Genomic DNA, 14,786 nt, shown 5'->3' on the forward strand with positions numbered 1-14,786 from the left:
GGTAGCAGAGCGTGGATCTGCGATCGACGACGAGCGACAGCCCGATGAACCGCAGGTGATCCAGATCACGCTCTGCGTTCACCCGTGCGAGCTAACGGAGTGGACACACCGTCCGGAACGAATGCGGTGCGCAACCGTCTGGCGGCCGAGACGGAACGGTTCCTACGGTCCGCGCCATGACCGCCACCCAGGGTGCCGACGACGGAGGGGCCCTGCCCGCCGTCGCCTGGTCCTGGGCCCGGCGGGCGCTCGTGGCCGGGATGCTCGGCGCCGGCGTCTACGCGGGTCTGACCGCGGCCGCCGACGTCGCACGGGGTGCGGAACCCGCCGCGGTCGACACCCCTGCTGAACAGGAAACCGCAGCTCAGACGGCCGAGGTGCCGCCTCCTCCGCCGGCAGGGAGCTCCCCCGAGGAGCCTCCCGGCCAGACCCGGACCGACTCGTCGGCCACCACGACCGACCCCGACGTCACGCCCGGCTCCAGCAGTGGCGAGGGGACGACCACCACGACGAGCACTGCCACCGACGACGCCCCCACGCAGGGCGACGGCACCACGCAGCCGGCGACGACGTCCACCGAGCCGTCCACCGATCCGGCCACCGCGCCCCCCTCCGCGCCGTCCGCCGCGGCCACCGAGCCGGATGCGACGACGCCGGCCCCGCCGGTGGCCGAACCGCCGGCTGCCGCCCGCTGCGCCACGGCCGGCGGGTCGGCTCCCGCTGCCCCGTGCGCCGCCGACGCACCGGAGCAGCACGCCGCGGCGCTCCCCGACCGCACCGAGCAGGAGCAGGCGGACCAGGCCCGGGCCGCCTCCGCCGGTACGGGGACGACGGCCACGACGACCGCGCCGCGCACCGAGGCGCGCGGCGCGACGGCCGACGCCGCTCCGGCTCCCGTCGTCCCCGTCCTGCAGGACGCGGCGCAGCTGCCCCCCGAGCCCGTGGCCCCCACGGCCCCGCTGCTCCCCCTGCCCCCGGCCCCCTCGGCCGTCGGCGCGGTGGGCGGATGCAGCGCCCAGGGCGCCGGCCAGGGCGCCACCGGCGGAACCCCCACCCTCGCGGCGGCCGTGCTGAGCGCGCCCGCCGCCCCGGCCCCCGCGCTCGGCGCCGGGGCCCCCGCGCAGGTCTCGGGCTCGATCGGCGGCCCCGCCGACGACCCCGGCACGCGCCCCGACTGACCGTCGGATCCCTCGCCAGCAGGCACCCGTCACAGGTGCGCCACGGGGGGCGCACCACGACCTCGTGCCGCTGCCCCTGATCTGCAGATCACCGCACCACCCGCGCCCGCTTGGCCAGGCCCGCGCGGCAGCACCGCAACCCACACCCACACCACACCCACGAAGGAACGCACCCAGATGAAACGAACAGTGCGCAATGGCCTCGCCATTGCCGGCATGGCCGGGGGGATCTTCTTCCTCGGCGAGGCGGTGGCAGGCGCATCCGAAGGGGCTGCGAACGCCGCGGGCGAGGTCACGTCGACCACGGCCGGCCCGAGCGGTGACGCCACCAGCACCAACGTCCAGGACGTCTCCGCGACCAACCACGTCGACAACAGCGCCGACTCCGGCGACGTCGACGCCGGCGGCGGCAGCCCGTCGGTCGGCGTGATCGCCGGCAACGGCAACAGCGTCGACGCCTCCAGCGGCAAGGGCGACGTCCACGCCTCGCAGGACGTCACGACCGTGGTGAACATCGCGGTCGAGGCCGGCGGCGGCACCGTGAGCGGCAGCAACGACGCCTCCGCGGGCAACGGCGCGACCAACGAGGCGAACGCCTCGAGCAGCATCGACTCCACCACCACCGGCGGCTCCGGCAAGCTCGGTGGCGACGCCGACAGCTGGAACGAGCAGGACGTCGACGCGCGCAACGACGTCGACAACGACGCCGACACCGGCGACATCGACGCCGGCGGCGGCAGCCCCTCCGTCGGTGTGCTCGCCGGCAACGGCAACGAGGTGGACGCCCACAGCTGGTACGGCGACGTCCACGCCGACCAGGCGGTCGACACCGAGGTCAACGTCTCGGTGGAGGCCGACGGCGGCCACGTGTACGACAGCAACAACGCCTCGGCCGGCAACGGCGCGCACAACGAGGCGAACGCGGCCGGTGGCATCACCTCGGTGACCACCGGCGGCAGCGGCCGGCACGGCGACGCCGACAGCTGGAACGAGCAGGACATCGACGCCCGCAACCACGTGGAGAACGACGCGGACACGGGGGACGTCGATGCCAGCGGTGGTGACCCGACGATCGACGTGGTCGCCGGTAACGGCAACACGCTGTACTGCTCCTCGGTGAAGGGCGACGTGTACTGCGACCAGAACATCAACGTCGTCATCAACATCATCGCCGAGGCGAACGGCGGCACCGTGACCTGCTCGAACAACGCCGCTGCCGGCAACGCCGCGGAGTGGACCTGCAAGCTGCCGGAGGCCAAGCCGGCTCCGGCTCCGGCTCCGGCTCCGGCTCCGGCGGCTCCGGTGGCCAAGCCGGTCGCGGCCGCGCCGGTCCACCAGACCGTGGCCCCGGTGGCCAAGCAGCTGAGCGCGGCGCAGCCGTCCGGTCAGCTGGCCTACACCCGCGCCGAGGTCTCGGTCCCGCTGACGGTGGGGCTCATCGCCCTCACCGCCGGCACGGGCCTGGCCTTCGCCGCCCGCCGTCGGGCCGAGCTGGTCTGACGGTCTGATCCACCGGCCTGCCGCCCGGGACCACTCCGGGCGGCGGGCCGGGCTCCACCGCGGGACGTCGCCTGCCGGTTGCCCCCGGCAGGCGGCGTCCCGACCACCTCACCCACGAGGTGCCGGACCCACGAGGCAGGGATCCTGCCGCACGCGTACCCGCACCCGAGCGCAACGACACGGAGAGGCGAGCGCCGTGAGCAGCACGCTGGACGTGGAGGCCCCGGCCACCGACCCGCGCGACGAGCCGCCGGCGCGTCACCGGTCGAGCGGCGACGTCGCCCGCACGGTCGTCCGCGGGATCAGCCAGACGCTGATCACCCTCGGCCTGGTGGCGCTGCTCTTCGTCGTCTACCAGCTCTGGGTCACCGACCTGCTGGCCGCGCGGGCCCAGGACCGGCTCACCGAGCAGCTCCAGGACCAGTGGGCCGGATCTCCCGCCCTCGACACCCCGGGGGCCACGGACCCGACGGAGGGCACCCCACCCGCCGACGGGTCGGCCCCGCCCACGCACACCCCGGCGCCGATCGAGGCCGGCATCGGCGACCCCTTCGCGATCCTGCACATCCCGCGGCTGGGCGACGACTACGCCCGGGTCGTGGTGCAGGGCTCCTCCGAGGTGCAGCTGGAGCAGGGCCCCGGGCACTACGTCGACACCGCGATGCCCGGCGAGCAGGGCAACTTCTCCGTGGCCGGGCACCGCGTCGGGCGGGGCTCCCCGTTCCTGGACCTGGACAGGATGCGCCCCGGCGACGCGATCGTCGTGGAGACCGCCGACTCCTGGTTCGTCTACCGCGTGCTGGGCGACCCGGCCACCGGCGAGTTCACCGGTGACCCCACCGGCATCCCCGGCCGTGAGGTCGTCCGACCGTCGCAGGTGTCGGTCATCGCGCCCACCCCCGGCGGGGGCGAGCCGACCGGCGCGTACCTGACGCTGACCACCTGCCACCCCAGGTACTCCGCGGCGCAGCGGCTGATCCTCCACGCCCGGCTCGACGGGGCGCCGATCAGCAAGGCGGCCGCACCCGACGGTCCGGCCGCGCTGGCCGGCTGATCCGCTCCGCACCCCCACCACCCGGAGGAACCGATGTACGGCTGGATCTGGCGCCACCTGCCCGGCGGCGCCGCGCTGCGCACGGCGCAGGCGCTCGTGCTGGTGCTCGCCGTCGTCGCCCTGCTGCTCTTCGTCGTCTTCCCGTGGGTGGAGCCGCGGTTGCCCTTCACCTCGGTGACCGTCGGCAGCTGAGCCCGGCTCAGGCGGGCGGGCCACCCAGCAGCACCTGCCGGAGCAGGTGCAGCGCCATGGTGACGGACCTGTCCCGGACGGCGGTCCGCGAGCCGGGCAGCCGCAACGCGCGCGACTCCCGGGTGTCCGGCCCGGCGACGCACAGGTGCACCGTGCCGACCGGTTTCTCGGCCGTCCCCCCGCCGGGCCCGGCGATGCCGGTGATCCCGACGCCGACGTCGGCGCCGAACCGCTCGCGGGCGCCGTCGGCCAGTGCCCCGGCCACCTCCGCGCTGACCGCGCCGTGCGCGGCGAGCAGCCCGGCCGGAACGCCGAGCAGGTCCCGCTTCGCGGCGTCGGCGTAGGCGGTCACCCCGCCGAGCACGTAGGCCGACGAGCCGGCCCGCGCCGTCAGCCGGGCGGCCAGCAGCCCGCCGGTGCACGACTCGGCGGTGGCCACGGTCAGCCCGCGCTCGACCAGGGCCCCGGCCACGAGCTCGTCGAGCCCGGGCCCGGTGGAGAAGAGGGTCTCGCCGTGCCGCTCCCGGAGCACCGCCACCAGCCGGTCGTGGGCGGGCTGCGACTCCGGGGCGAACCGGCTGACGATCTCCAGCTCGCCCTCGCGCAGGCAGGTGGTGATCTCCAGGCCGGCGAGCTCCGGCTCCGCCTCGCGGAGCGTGACCGCGAGCTGCGCCTCGAGCGTCCCCCAGAGCCGGACGGTCTCCTGCCGCAGCTCGGAGGCGCCCGCGAGCACCCGGTGCACCGGTTCGGCCGCCACGGCGGCCGGCCACATCCCGCGCAGCTCCGCCGGCGGCCCGGGCAGCACCAGCACCACCGGCCCGGCACCGGCCTCCGGCGGGGGGACGACGAGCCCCGGCGCCGTGCCCACCGGCTCGAGCACCGCGGCGCCGGCCGGGACCAGCGCCTGCTTGCGCACGCCCGCCGCCGTCGCCGCCGGGTCCGAGCGCCAGCCGCGCCGCGCCGAGAGCCGCTCGACGACCGCGGCGATCCGCTGCTCCAGCGCGGGGTCGACAGCGGACGGTCGGCCCTGGAAGCCGCCCACCACCTCGGCGGTGAGGTCGTCGGCCGTGGGGCCGAGCCCGCCCGTGGTGATCACCAGCGCGACACCGGTGGATGCGAGGAAGCCGAGCGCGGCCCGCAGGTCGTCGGGCCGGTCGCCGACCACCACGACGTGCCCCACGTCGACGCCCAGCCGCCGCAGCTGCTCGGCCAGCCACGGCCCGTTCGCATCGGCCACCCGGCCGGTGAGCACCTCGGTCCCGGTGACGACGATGCCGGCGCGGGGGGTCACCCGGCCGACCCTAGAGCCGTCACCGCCGGGGCGCCTGACCGGTCGCCGGAGGTGGCGCGGATACGGTCGTCGGTGACCCGGTCCGCCCGCCGGACCACCGGAGCGCGCGAGGAGGACCCGTGAGTTCGCCGTCCGACCACCAGCCGTCGGTCCCCCAGCCGTCGTTGCCGCCGCCGCCGGCCCCCGCGCCGGCGCGGTCCCAGCCGACCACGCAGGAGATCCCGGTGGTGCCGCCGGGCGGCGGCCAGCTCCCGCCGCACCCGGGGGCGACCGCGCCCCCGCCGGTCCAGCCGGTCGCCGAGGCGGCCCCGGGACCGCAGCCGACCGGGCCGGTGGACTTCGTCCCCGGACCGCCGACCACCCCGCCTCCGCCGCCGCAGGTCGCGGAGGCGCCTGGGGCGTCCGCGGCGGGCAGCGACACCACCAGCGTCTGGCCGCACTCGCTGGACGACGACCCCGACCGGACGGCGACGACCACCGTCGCGCGGCCGCCCCGGGACCGCGCGGGGCTGATCAGCGCCGGGCTCGTCGTCCTCGCGCTGGTGCTGCTGCAGCTCGGTCTGGGCCTGCGCTTCGGCGGCGAGTCGTTCTGGTCGGAGCTGCCGCTGTGGTCGGCGTTCGCCACCGCCTGCACGGTGCTCGGCCTGGCGGGGTCGACGGCGCTGCCCGGCGCGTCCCGCCTGGGCGCGGGCACCGGCTGGCGGATCGCCGTCGGTGGTCTGGTCGGGCTGGCGGTGTTCTGGGTGCTGGTCGTGCTGCCGGTCGTCGCCGGTGACCGCGGCTTCCTGCTCACCGCCGCGCTGGGCTGCCTCGGTGCCGCGCTGTGGACGGGCCCGGCCCGGCGCCGCTGACCGTCAGGACCGGCCGTTGCCGGGGTTCTTGCCCCGCGCGGCCCCGTTGCCGGGCACACCCGGCTGGCCCCGGCCCGGCGGGTCGGCCGGCGTCGCCTGCTGGCCCGCGCCGGCCGGGCCCGGGACCGCCGGAGCCGGGGCCGCCGGGGCAGGCGCCGCCGGCGCGGGCACGCCGGCCCCCACCTGCGCCGCCCCGCCCGGCACCGGTGCCTCTGCCGCGGGTGCGTCCGGGGCGACCGCGTACCGGACGGTGACGACGGCGCCCGGGAGCACCGCGCCCGTGGGCCCGATCGCCGTCACCGCCCCCGGTTCGGCCGCCGACGTGGTCTCGGGTTCCCGGGTGACCTGCAGGCCGAGAGCGCCCAGCTCCGCCTCGACCTCGCCCACCGGGCGGCCCAGCCAGTCCTCGGCGACGAGCACGACCGCCGTCGCGGCGTCGTCCTCCGCCGCCTGCACCGGCAGGTCCACCGGCGCCCCCTCGGCACCGGCGGAGGTCAGCTGCAGCCCGGCGAGCGCCAGGCCCGCGCCGACCAGCAGCGCGGCCACCGGGGCGAGGACGCGGGTCGAGCGCCGTGCGGCCGTCCGCCCGCCGAGGGGCAGCGGTGCGGTGCCCGCCGGGGGAGCGGACGCCAGCGGGCGGCCCGCGAGGACGTCGTCGATCGCGGCGAGGAAGGCGGCGCCGTCGGCGAACCGGCCCGCCGGGTCCTTGGTCAGCGCCCGCTCGACGAGCGCCCGCACCGGAGCGGGGACGTCGTCGGGCAGGGGCGGCGGCGCCTGGCGCAGCTGCATGAGAGCGATCTGCACGGAGTTCTCGCCGTCGAACGCGCGCTGCCCGGCCAGGCACTCGTAGCCGATCAGGCCGAGGGCGTAGACGTCGCTGGCCGGTCCGGCCCGGTGCCCGGCCGCCTGCTCGGGGGCCAGGTAGTGGGCGGTCCCCACGACCTGCCCCGTGCGGGTGAGCGGCGCACTCGACGCCGACCACGCGATACCGAAGTCGGTGATCTTCACGCCGCCGTCGCGGGCGACGAGCACGTTGCCCGGCTTGACGTCCCGGTGCACGAGGCCGGCGGCGTGGGCCGCCGCGAGGGCCTCGGCGGTCGACCGCAGCAGGGCCAGCGTGCGGGCGGCGTCGAGCCGCCCCTCGCGGGCCAGCAGCTCCGACAGGGCCTCACCGTCGACGAGCTCCATGACCAGGAAGGCCAGCTGCTCACCGGCCTCGTCCGGTGGCAGCTCGCCGTAGTCGTGCAGGGCCGCGATGCCGGGGTGGCTGACCAGGGCGGCGTGGTGTGCCTCGGCGCGGAAGCGGGCGAGGAACGTCTCGTCGCCGCTGTACTCGGCCCGCAGCACCTTCACCGCGACATGCCGGTCGAGCAGGCCGTCGTGGGCGCGCCAGACCTGACCCATGCCACCGCGGGCGATGAGGGACTCGAGCCGGTAGCGCCCCGCGAGCAGCCGTCGCCCCGGCTCCACCGCCCCACCCCCTCCGGTTCCCACGCTGGTCCGGGGTCCGTCGTACCGCCTGGCGTCCGCTCCCGCGACCGGAGTCACTCGGCCGGGCTGCTCGAGGGCGGGGTCACGGGGGCGCTGGACGTGGTGGTCGAGGTCGCGGGGCTGGTCGACGTGGACGGCGAGGTGGGCTCCTCCGGGTCGGGCGTACCGGAGGCGGGGGTGCTGGTCGGCGCCGCGGTGGGCTGCGGCGCCTCGGTGGTGGGCGCGGCAGCCGACTCGGTCACCGGTGCCGGCTGGTCGACCGCGGCGCCGGTGACCCCGCCCGCGGAGACGGCCCGCTCGGGGGAGCGCGACGGCGCCACGGCGTACCGGACGACGACCGTGTCCCCCACGCGCAGCCGCTCGCCGGCCGGCTCCACACCGGTCACCCGGTCGGGCACCCCGTCCTCGGTCACCTCGGCGCGCAGCTCGACGACCAGGCCCAGGCCGGTCAGGCGGTCCGCGACCTCGCCGACCGGCCGGCCGATGTGGTCGGCGGCGTCGATCACGATGCTGCCGTCGACGACGCGCTGCTCGGCCGCCATGGCCGGGGCGGTCGGGGGGCCGTCGGCGAGGGCCCGGATCACGCCGGCCGCGATGCCGGCGCCGGCCAGGAGACCCAACAGCGGCAGCAGGACGACCGCGACGCCGGCGCGCCGCCGCCGGGGGGCCGGCGGACGGGCGACGGCGTCGGTCACCCGGGTGCCGGGCTCCTCCCGGGGCGGGGGCAGGTGCACCTCACTCGCCACGGTCACGGGGGCGACCGGGAGCTCCCGGCCCGCGACGACGTCGTCGATGGCCTCGGCGAAGGCCGCGCCGTCGGGGAGGCGACCGGCGGGGTCCTTGGTCAGCGCGCGCTGGATGAGGGTGCGCACGCCGGGCGGCAGCTCGTCGGGCAGCGGCTCGGGCTCGGACCGCACCTGCTTCAGCGCGATGGTGACGGCGTTGTCGCCCTCGAAGGCCGGGTGGCCGCTGAGGCACTCGTAGCCGATGAGGCCGAGCGCGTAGACGTCGCTGGCCGGGCTGGCCAGGCGTCCCTCGGCCTGCTCGGGTGAGAGGTACTGGGGGGTGCCGATGACCTGGCCGGTGCGGGTGAGCGCGACGCTGCGCGCCGACCACGCGATGCCGAAGTCGGTGATCTTCACGCTGCCGTCGGGCCGGACCAGGATGTTCCCGGGCTTCACGTCGCGGTGCACCATCCCGGCCCGGTGCGCCTCGGCGAGCGCGAACGCCGTCTGCTGGAGCACCGACAGCGTGGTCTCGGTGCCGAGCGCGCCCTCCCGGGCCAGCAGCGCCGAGAGCGGCTCGCCCTCGACCAGCTCCATGACCAGGTAGGCGAGCGTCTCGCCGGTGCCGTCCTCGGCGACCACCTCGCCGTAGTCGAAGACGGCGGCGATGTTGGGGTGGCTCAGCGAGGCCGCGTTCTGGGCCTCGGCGCGGAAACGGGCGAGGAACGTCGGGTCGCCGGTGTACTCGCTGCGCAGCACCTTGACCGCGACGGGGCGGTGGAGGGCCAGGTCGTGCCCCCGCCAGACCTGCCCCATGCCACCGGCGGCGATCAGCTGGTGCAGCTCGTAGCGGTCACCCAGGCACCGTCGTCCTGGTTCCACCACGGTGGCACGCTCCTCGTCTGCTCCGGGCCGGCTGCGGGGTGGGCCGCTCCGTCGCCGCCCGGGGGTCCGCGCTCGCGTCCCCCTCGCCTCCGGTGTCCACGCGGGCGCGCGACTACACATCGGAGGACGCCCCATGCTCCCGCGGCCACCTGGCGCGTCCCGCCACGGCGGTCAGCGGCCTCCGTCACGTCCGGCGTGCCGGTTGCGTTGCGTCATCGCGAGGACACGCCGAAGCCGCTCAGCCCGCGAAGAGGGCCCGGCCCCACCAGTCGCCGTCGTCCCGGACCCCCGGCGGGCAGGCGAACACCGCCGACGAGGTGTGCCGGATGTACTCGTTGAGGGCGTCCGCGCGGAGGTTCCGCTGCACCTGCACGAACCCCGTCTCCGGGTCGCGCTGGAAGGCGATGAAGAACATGCCCGCGTCCAGCCGCCCCAGCCCGTCGGACCCGTCCACGAAGCTGTACCCGCGCCGGAGGATGGCCGTGCCCGCGTTGGTGGGGTGGGCCAGGAACACGTGCGAGGTCTCGGGTACCGCGAACCCGCCGTCCACCCGGGCGGTGAAGTCGACCGCGTCGAACTCCCCGCGCTGCCCGAGCGGTGCGCCGCTGCCCTTGGCCCGGCCGATGGTCTGCTCCTGCTCGCGCAGCGAGGAGGTGTCCCACGGCTCGATGAGCATCCGGATGCGTCGGGTGACCAGGTAGGACCCCCCGGCCAGCCAGTCACCGCCGCTGTCGGCCGGGTCCACCCAGACGAACCGGTCGAGGCCCGAAGGGTCCTCCGCCTTGAGGTTGTTGGTCCCGTCCTTGAAGCCGAACAGGTTCCGCGGGGTGACCTGGTCGGCCGTCGTGGAGGACGTGCGGCCGAAGCCGAGCTGCGACCAGCGCACGCTCACCACCCCGGCACCGAGCCGCACCAGGTTGCGGACGGCGTGCACCGCGACCTGCGGATCGTTCGCGCAGGCCTGGATGCACAGATCGCCCCCGCTGGTGGCGGGGTCCAGCTGGTCGCCCGGGAAGGGAGGCAGCTCGGACAGGTGCGCGGGCCGGCGGGCGGCCAGCCCGAAGCGGTCGACCCCGTCGGCGGAGGTGAACAGCGTCGGCCCGAAGCCGATCGTCAGCGTCAGCTCCGAGGGCGGGAGGTCGATCGCCTCGCCCGTGTCGTCCGGGGGCGCGTGGGGTGAACCCGCCACGGCACCCTCCGGCCCGGCGTCGCGGCCGGCCGTCATCCGCCGGGCCGCCTCGGTCCACGCCTTCAGGACCTCGACCAGCTCCTCCCGGTCGTCGGTGACGACGTCGAAGGCGACGAAGTGCAGCCGGTCCTGGGCCGGCGTCACGATGCCGGCCTGGTGCGCACCGGTGAACGGCACCGCCCCGTGCGCCGCGGGCACCGTGCCGGTCGCGTCGTCGGCCGTGGCGCGCCCGATGAGACCTCCGGCCGCGCCACCGGCCAGCGCACCCGCGGTCCCGGCGCCGAGCCAGCCCAGCACGCGCCGCCGGGACAGCCCGCCCTGCTCCCCTGCCGTCGTCGGCTCGCTCATCGCTGCTGCCTCACCGGTCGGCGACGACCGCCGCCACCCGGCTGACGGACTCGGTGAGGGCGGTGATGCTGTCGCTGAGGCCCTTGAGCTGGTCCTGGGTCAGCTGGTCGTGCAGCACCCAGCCGTCACCGGCGCGGTACTGCCCGAGCTCGGCCTCGGTCTCGGCGAACCGCTCGTCGATCTCGGCGACGAGCTCCGGGTCGGCCTCCTCCAGGTACGGGCGCAGGGCCTGGACGGCGGCCTGCGAACCCTCGAGGTTGGCGGCGAAGTCCCAGAGGTCGGTGTGCGAGTAGCGGTCCTCCTCGCCGGTGATCTTGCCGGTGGCGACCTCGTCGAGCAGCGCCTTGGCGCCGTTGGCCAGCTGCAGCGGGTCCAGCGTGGTCTCGTCGGCCAGCGCGACGATCTCGGCCACGTCCTGCTGGAGCCGGTCGGCGTAGGGGCCCATGCCGGAGATGTCGCCGGTCTCCCACAGCGCCTTCTCGATGCGGTGGAAGCCGGTGAAGTCCTGGCCCTCCTCCTGGTCGCCCTCGCGGCCGTCGATCAACGGGTCGAGGTCCCCGAAGATCTCCGCGACCGGCTCGATCCGCTCCCAGTAGGTCCGCGCCACCGGGTAGAGCGCCTTGGCGCCCTCGACGTCGCCCGCCCTGACCGCGTCCGCGAACGCGGCGGTCCGCTCGGTGAGCGCAGCGGTCTGGCTCTGCACGTAGCGCTGGTAGTCCACGGCGGCCCCCGCGAGCGACTCGTCCTCGGACAGCTGCGCGGACTCCCCCGTCACCGTCAGCGGGCTGCGGATGCCGTCGCCGACCATGCCCGGCTTGCACGCGGTCTCGTACTCCCCGGCCGGGAGCTCGACGAGCAGCGAGCGGGTGAGGCCGGGCGCGATGTTCTCCACCTCGCCCATCACGCGGTCGCCCTCGGCGTAGACGTAGAACTCGGTGACCCTGCTGCCCTCGTTCGTCACCTCGAACTCGTGCGTGCCCGCGGGGATCTCGGTGGCGTCGACCTCGCAGGCGTCGTCGCCGGCGGCGACGGCGATCGTGTCGGCCGGGGTCTCCCCGCCGGCGGTCTCGTCGGAGCCACCGCAGGCCGCGGTGAGGGCGATCGTCAGGCCGGCGAGGGCGAGCGCCGGGAGGAGCGCGGGCCGGTGGTCAGGCAGGGACATGCGGGGAGGTCTCCGGGTTCTGCGACGGTCCCGGAGCGGCGCCGGTCCGGGGAGGGGAGGCCGGGCGGGCCGGCCAGAGGAAGGCGGCGAGCACCGGCACGAGGTAGGCGACGTACGCGACGGTCTCGAGCACCGTCGGGGCCGCGGTGATGTTGAACATCCCGGCGAGGGCCGCGCCGTACCAGCTGTTCGGGTCGAGCACCCCGGAGATGTCGAAGGCCTGCACGTCCAGCCCGGGCAGGACCCCGGCCTCCTGGAAGTCGTGCACGCCGTACTTGAGGATGCCGGCCGCGACGAAGACCAGCAGCACACCGCTGACGGTGAAGAAGCGCTGCAGGTTCACCCGGATCGCACCGGCGTAGAGCCCGGCGCCGATGACGACCGAGGTGAGCACGCCGAGGGAGATCGCCACCAGCGGGGCGGCCGTGGACGTGGCGCCCTGGGCGGCCGCGTAGAAGAGCAGCGCGGTCTCCAGGCCCTCGCGGATCACCGAGACGAAGGCGATGCCGGCGACGGCGAGCGTGCCCACTCCGACGGCCGCCTCCAGCTTCCCGGTGAGCTCACCCTTCAGCCGCCGCGACGTCCGCCGCATCCAGAAGATCATCCAGGTGACCAGGACGACCGCGATCACCGACGCGATCGCCTCGAACAGCTCGCGGTCCCGGTAGCCGGCCAGCAGCGAGGTCTCGGTGTAGGTGAGCAGACCGCCGAAGAGGACCGAGAGGAGCACGGCCGCGGCGACGCCGCCCCACAGCGGGAGCAGCTGCCGGCGCCGGCCCGACTTCACGAGGTAGGCGACGAGGATGCTCACCACGAGCGTGGCCTCGAGGCCCTCGCGGAGGCCGATCAGGTAGCTGGCGAGGAACGCCTGATCCATGGGGAACCGATCTGGACGAGCAGGGCAGCCCCCGCCGGACGGACGAAGGGCAGGCTCACCTTACTTGCGGTGGTGCCGCTTGCACACCCGCCCGCCCTCCCCGCCTCGGGGCACCTGCCCGATGCCTCCGTGGCAGGGTGAGCTGCCGGAGCCCACCGGTTCCGGCGACGACGCTGACAGGGAGGCGGGGACGACCGATGCCCGAGACCGTGACCAGGGAGGACTCCGGCGGGGTCGCCACGATCACCCTGCTGCGCCCGGGGCTCTCGCACGCCTCGCGCCGGGAGCTGCTCGACGTCGTCCGCGCGGTCGCCGCCGACGGGTCGGTGCGCGCGGTGCTGCTCACCGGCACCGGACGCGCCTTCTGCGTCGGCCAGGACCTCGCCGAGCACGTCGGGGAGCTGCAGTCGGGCGCGGAGTCGCCGCTGTCGGTGGTCGAGGAGGAGTACAACCCGCTCCTGCTGGCCCTGGCCGCGCTGCGGGTGCCGGTGGTCGTCGGGATCAACGGGGCGTGCGCCGGAGCCGGCCTGGGCATCGCGCTCGCCGGTGACCTGCGGGTGGCCGCGGCGGGCGCCAAGTTCACCACCGCGTTCGCCGGGGTCGGCCTGTCCAGCGACTCGGCGCTCGCCTCACGGCTGGTGCACTGCGTGGGCGGGTCGCGCGCGGCCCAGCTGCTGCTGCTGCCCGACCCCTTCCCCGCCGAGACCGCCGAGCAGTGGGGCCTGGTGCACCGGGTCGTCGCCCCCGAGCAGGTGCTCCCCGAGGCGCAGGCGCTCGCGGCGCGCCTGGCAGCCGGGCCGACCGTCGCCTACGGCGCGATCAAGACCGTGCTGGCCACCGCGGCCACCGACTCGCTCGAGCAGACCCTCGCGCTGGAGGCGCGGCTGCAGAAGGAGGCCGGGCAGACCGCCGACCACCGCGAGGCGGTCGAGGCCTTCCTGGCCAAGCGCGCTCCGGAGTTCACCGGCCGCTGACCGGCTGCCACGCGACGTGAGCCCCCGGGTCCCTCGGGACCGGGGGCTCACGCGCACCGCGGAGGAGTGCTCCCGCCGTCGGGGCGAGGACCCCCTCCCGGCGACGGGGCGTCGAGGGCTAGCGGGCGAGCGCCACGCAGGTGGGGCAGACGTCGCGGGCGGGGACGGGCCACGCCTGCGTGAGCGAGACGCGGGCGAGCGAGCCGCAGACGGTCAGCTCGCAGGCGCCGTCGAGCTCGCCGGCGGGCCGGTGCAGCTCCACCGCGTGCCAGAGCTCGGCGGTGGGGCCGTGGGCGCGGCTGCGCGCTGCGGCGTGCGCGGTGGTGGTCTGCAGCATCATGACGACGACGTCGGCAGCCCCCCGGGGCGGGGTTACGGGCCCGCGCGGTCGTCTCACCCGGAGGGGGCAGGATGCCGGCATGGAGCTGATCAAGCACGGGCACGCGTGCGTCGTCCTCCGCGACGGCGACCGTCGCCTGGTCATCGACCCGGGCGCGTTCACCGACCCGAGCGCGCTGCAGGGCGCCTCGGCGGTGCTCGTGACGCACGAGCACTTCGACCACTTCGTCCCGGAGACGCTGCGCGCGGCGCTCGAGGCCGACCCGGCGCTGGAGGTGTGGACCAACCGCGCGGTGGCCGTGCAGCTGGAGGGCCTGGGCCCACGGGTGCACGTCGTCGGGCACGGCGACGTGGTCACGGCGGCGGGGTTCGAGGTGCACGTGCACGGCGAGCTGCACGCGGTCATCCACCCGGATCTCCCGCGGATCACCAACGTGGGTTTCCTGGTCGACGGCGCGGTGTTCCACCCCGGGGACGCGCTCACCGTCCCGGACGAGCCGGTGGCGACGCTGCTGCTCCCGGTGCACGCCCCCTGGTCGAAGCTGTCGGAGGTGATCGACTACGTGCGCGCCGTGGACGCCGACCAGGCGTACGCGGTCCACGACGGGCTGCTCAACGACACCGGTCTCGGCGCCATCGGCGGGCTGCTGGGCGAGCGGGGTCCGGGCATCCCGACGCCGTACAGCCGGCTGGCCCCGGGGGACGCGGTCGAGCTCTGAGCCCGTCCGCG

At 76.0% G+C, this 14,786-nt stretch carries 14 protein-coding genes; 7 read left to right on the forward strand and 7 right to left on the reverse strand.

Annotation, left to right across the window (positions count from 1 at the left end; translation table 11 throughout):
* The first annotated feature begins 176 nt into the window (after window positions 1-176).
* The 4 genes from DQ241_RS00430 (at window position 177) to DQ241_RS20735 (ending at window position 3,924) form a co-directional block, all read left to right on the forward strand.
* Window positions 177-1,178: a hypothetical protein gene (locus DQ241_RS00430; RefSeq protein WP_113828067.1), complete on the forward strand. Its 1,002-nt coding sequence runs from the start codon at window positions 177-179 to the stop codon at window positions 1,176-1,178.
* 216 nt (window positions 1,179-1,394) lie between these two features.
* Entirely contained in the window at window positions 1,395-2,678 is a 1,284-nt protein-coding gene (locus DQ241_RS00435) for a hypothetical protein (RefSeq protein WP_113828069.1), read from the forward strand.
* 196 nt (window positions 2,679-2,874) lie between these two features.
* Complete coding sequence (locus DQ241_RS00440; protein WP_233492110.1) at window positions 2,875-3,732, forward strand: class E sortase; 858 nt, start codon at window positions 2,875-2,877, stop codon at window positions 3,730-3,732.
* A gap of 33 nt (window positions 3,733-3,765) precedes the next feature.
* Complete coding sequence (locus DQ241_RS20735; protein WP_199583944.1) at window positions 3,766-3,924, forward strand: hypothetical protein; 159 nt, start codon at window positions 3,766-3,768, stop codon at window positions 3,922-3,924.
* Between the two features lie 7 nt (window positions 3,925-3,931).
* On the opposite strand, the gene DQ241_RS00445 is transcribed toward DQ241_RS20735, so the two are convergent.
* The gene (locus DQ241_RS00445; protein ID WP_113828071.1) at window positions 3,932-5,215 is read right to left on the reverse strand and encodes a competence/damage-inducible protein A; all 1,284 of its coding nucleotides are present in this window, start codon (window positions 5,213-5,215) and stop codon (window positions 3,932-3,934) included.
* Between the two features lie 119 nt (window positions 5,216-5,334).
* Here DQ241_RS00445 and DQ241_RS00450 point away from each other — a divergent pair, with 119 nt between their 5' ends.
* Complete coding sequence (locus DQ241_RS00450) at window positions 5,335-6,066, forward strand: hypothetical protein (protein WP_113828073.1); 732 nt, start codon at window positions 5,335-5,337, stop codon at window positions 6,064-6,066.
* Between the two features lie 3 nt (window positions 6,067-6,069).
* On the opposite strand, the gene DQ241_RS00455 is transcribed toward DQ241_RS00450, so the two are convergent.
* The 5 genes from DQ241_RS00455 to efeU form a co-directional block, all read right to left on the reverse strand.
* Window positions 6,070-7,536, reverse strand: coding sequence for a serine/threonine-protein kinase (locus DQ241_RS00455; RefSeq protein WP_233492111.1), 1,467 nt, complete (start codon window positions 7,534-7,536; stop codon window positions 6,070-6,072).
* A gap of 74 nt (window positions 7,537-7,610) precedes the next feature.
* Window positions 7,611-9,164, reverse strand: a complete 1,554-nt coding sequence (locus tag DQ241_RS00460; RefSeq protein ID WP_233492112.1) for a serine/threonine-protein kinase — start codon at window positions 9,162-9,164, stop codon at window positions 7,611-7,613.
* Window positions 9,165-9,405: 241 nt separating this feature from the next.
* On the reverse strand, window positions 9,406-10,704 hold the full coding sequence (gene efeB, locus DQ241_RS00465) for an iron uptake transporter deferrochelatase/peroxidase subunit (RefSeq protein ID WP_113828077.1): 1,299 nt from the start codon (window positions 10,702-10,704) through the stop codon (window positions 9,406-9,408).
* Window positions 10,705-10,714: 10 nt separating this feature from the next.
* Entirely contained in the window at window positions 10,715-11,866 is a 1,152-nt protein-coding gene (gene efeO / locus DQ241_RS00470; RefSeq protein WP_113828079.1) for an iron uptake system protein EfeO, read from the reverse strand.
* A complete protein-coding gene (gene efeU / locus DQ241_RS00475) occupies window positions 11,853-12,743 on the reverse strand; it encodes an iron uptake transporter permease EfeU (RefSeq protein WP_113828081.1) in 891 nt (296 codons plus the stop codon). Before efeU ends, efeO begins: the two co-directional genes overlap by 14 nt.
* Window positions 12,744-12,940: 197 nt before the next feature.
* Here efeU and DQ241_RS00480 point away from each other — a divergent pair, with 197 nt between their 5' ends.
* Window positions 12,941-13,717, forward strand: a complete 777-nt coding sequence (locus DQ241_RS00480; protein WP_113828083.1) for an enoyl-CoA hydratase-related protein — start codon at window positions 12,941-12,943, stop codon at window positions 13,715-13,717.
* A 118-nt stretch (window positions 13,718-13,835) separates the two neighbouring features.
* Here the strand turns inward: DQ241_RS00480 and DQ241_RS00485 are convergent, their stop codons facing one another.
* Window positions 13,836-14,057, reverse strand: a complete 222-nt coding sequence (locus DQ241_RS00485; protein ID WP_233492113.1) for a hypothetical protein — start codon at window positions 14,055-14,057, stop codon at window positions 13,836-13,838.
* Window positions 14,058-14,136: 79 nt separating this feature from the next.
* On the opposite strand from DQ241_RS00485, the gene DQ241_RS00490 reads away from it, so the two are divergent.
* Window positions 14,137-14,775, forward strand: a complete 639-nt coding sequence (locus tag DQ241_RS00490) for an MBL fold metallo-hydrolase (protein ID WP_113828085.1) — start codon at window positions 14,137-14,139, stop codon at window positions 14,773-14,775.
* The last annotated feature ends 11 nt before the right edge of the window (window positions 14,776-14,786 follow it).

Source organism: Blastococcus sp. TF02A-30 (genome assembly GCF_003319185.1).
Classification (GTDB): Bacteria; Actinomycetota; Actinomycetes; order Mycobacteriales; family Geodermatophilaceae; genus Blastococcus.